General features: G+C 40.4%; 2 protein-coding genes and 1 pseudogene. 2 read left to right on the top strand and 1 reads right to left on the bottom strand.

What is annotated here, in order from left to right; all coding sequences use genetic code 11:
- Positions 1 to 98 precede the first annotated feature (98 nt).
- Both F6K38_RS40090 and F6K38_RS40085 read left to right on the top strand, forming a co-directional pair.
- Positions 99 to 788, top strand: coding sequence for a Uma2 family endonuclease (locus F6K38_RS40090; RefSeq protein WP_287360442.1), 690 nt, complete (start codon positions 99 to 101; stop codon positions 786 to 788).
- A gap of 256 nt (positions 789 to 1,044) precedes the next feature.
- Positions 1,045 to 1,647 (top strand): type IV pilin-like G/H family protein, encoded by a 603-nt coding sequence (locus tag F6K38_RS40085; protein ID WP_287360440.1) that lies wholly within the window; start codon positions 1,045 to 1,047, stop codon positions 1,645 to 1,647.
- 231 nt (positions 1,648 to 1,878) lie between these two features.
- Here F6K38_RS40085 and F6K38_RS40080 read toward each other — a convergent pair.
- A pseudogene (locus F6K38_RS40080) lies at positions 1,879 to 2,138 on the bottom strand (hypothetical protein); the annotation flags it as partial.

The raw sequence follows: 2,138 nt of genomic DNA, 5'->3' as shown, positions 1-2,138 counted from the left end.
CCTGTTTTATTCAAAAGCACCTCAAGTAGCGCATAAGCTGATAGCTTACATTTTAGTTAGGTGTTGATAACAGTAAGGTTTTAGTAGGAGACCGCTCTATGATTTTATCAGCAACCACAACCGGTATTAGTCCAAAAGAATTTATTGCTCAGTATGGAGACGATCAACGCTACGAACTCATTGATGGAGAGCTAATTGAGATGGAACCAACTGGCCCCCACGAGCAAGTCGTTGCCTTGATTAGCCGAAAGCTTAATGTAGAAATAGATGGTTTAGATGTACCTTATTTTATCCCACACCGCTGTTTAATTCAGCCTCTAGGTGCGCTTTCCAATGGCCGGGGAACCCGGCCTTGGGTCGCACCTTTGGGAACCTTCAACGCTTTCAGACCAGATCTGGTTGTGCTTGATGAAGGAGAATTGCTCAACGAACCACTTTGGGCAAGGGAACCAGTAATAACTCTGGGTACTACTGTAAAACTTGTGGTTGAAGTAGTTAGTACAAACTGGCAGAATGATTATGCTCGTAAGTATGAAGATTACGAAGCTTTGGGGATTCCAGAATACTGGATTGTGGATTATATTGGTATTGGCGGAAAATACTTTATTGGTAGCCCCAAACAACCGACTGTAACGGTCTGCTGTATGGTAAATGATCAATATCAGAAAGTAATGTTCCGTAGAGGGGATTGTCTCAAATCTTCGCTTTTTCCTAACCTTAAGTTATTGACAGATCAATTATTTATAGGGCTGGACCCAGGGAATGGGGAAGGATCTTCGGGATGCTAAGAGGATATCTGAAAAGTTTTTTGATACTGAATTTTGCCCCCCTAGCCCCCCAACTTTGGGGGGGACAAGAGTCCATTTACTTCTAAAAGTCCCCCAAAATTGGGGGATTTAGGGGGCTTGGATGTAGCAAATGAGACTTCTCAGACAACCTCTAAGTATAGCACTACTGTTATAGATTAAGACGTTTTACTGTTCCCTTTCAGTTCTATAATCAGGATGAATAAAAAATGGCAATAGTTGTCAAGGTTTAAACACTATGTCGTCTACTAAAAAACAAGTCATAGGTTTTCTAGAACAACTTAACTTAAGCAACCTTAACCATAAATTATCAATTTGGCTCAAAACTCAGCAACCTACTAATTTAGGTCGTTCTAGCAATGATTGGAAATTGAGCAATCAGGATCAAGGCTTCACACTGATTGAGTTACTTGTAGTAATTATTATCATAGGAATTTTGTCTGCCATTGCACTTCCTACATTGCTGAGACAAGCTAACAAAGCAAAAGAAGTTGAGGCTATTACCAGGGTGCGGAATATACTACAACTTCAGCATGAATACTATATTACTAATGGGGAATTTGCTACTTCCCTAGAGGAATTAGGATTCTCACTTTCTTATGATACTGAACAATACCAGTACGAGGTGTTACCTTCTGAGCCATTCTTAAATGGTTCAGTTTTGTTAGGTTTATCTAAACAGCCTGAGCTGAAATCTTATGCAGGAGTAGTGTTTTTACAAGATGATCAGATTAATACCTGTCCTCACATTCCTATAGATATCAACACGGATAATTTGAATAAGTTAATCATCCCACTTATTTTTAAGATTCTTGCTAATCCCACAGAATACTGTTCATAACTCCTCTAGAAGATGCCGTGAACTCAAAGTGTCCATAAACAGGGTAGTGATCAGAAAGATCCTGTAGGGGGGTTTCTGTTACTTCATTCCATTGTTGGTCTGCACCAATGAAGGGTTGTGTGAGTAAAAAACGTAATCGAGATAGCTTTCGGTGTTTTGTAACCATTCAGCTGTAACGCTATCAGCTATCAGCTGTCAGCGTCACAGCGTCGAAGCCTGTGCTACTATTTCCTATTCCCTGTTTCCAGAATATCTTTGAGCAAAATGTTCTTGCAGTATGCGGTGAATGAAGATATAACCACCCCCAACTTGTCTTAACAAAAGGCGTTCTGTGACATAGTCAAGGAAGCGGGCATAGTTCCAGGGAGTATAGCCTTGCCACCAGAGAATTAGACGTAACGTAAAGTGTTGAATTAAAACAACTCCAGCAAATACTGGTCCTGTTCCACCTACTATCCCAGTAAGTAAACCAACCGCTAATGCAATACTGA

The organism is Moorena sp. SIO3B2, from assembly GCF_010692525.1.
Taxonomy (GTDB): Bacteria; Cyanobacteriota; Cyanobacteriia; order Cyanobacteriales; family Coleofasciculaceae; genus Moorena; species Moorena producens.
This window is presented reverse-complemented; position numbering and strand designations above follow the sequence as displayed.

Coding starts and splice junctions, on each gene's coding strand:
- F6K38_RS40090 (WP_287360442.1), top strand. CDS start 99: ATGATTTTATCAGCAACCACAACCGGTATTAGTCCAAAAGAATTTATT.
- F6K38_RS40085 (WP_287360440.1), top strand. CDS start 1,045: ATGTCGTCTACTAAAAAACAAGTCATAGGTTTTCTAGAACAACTTAAC.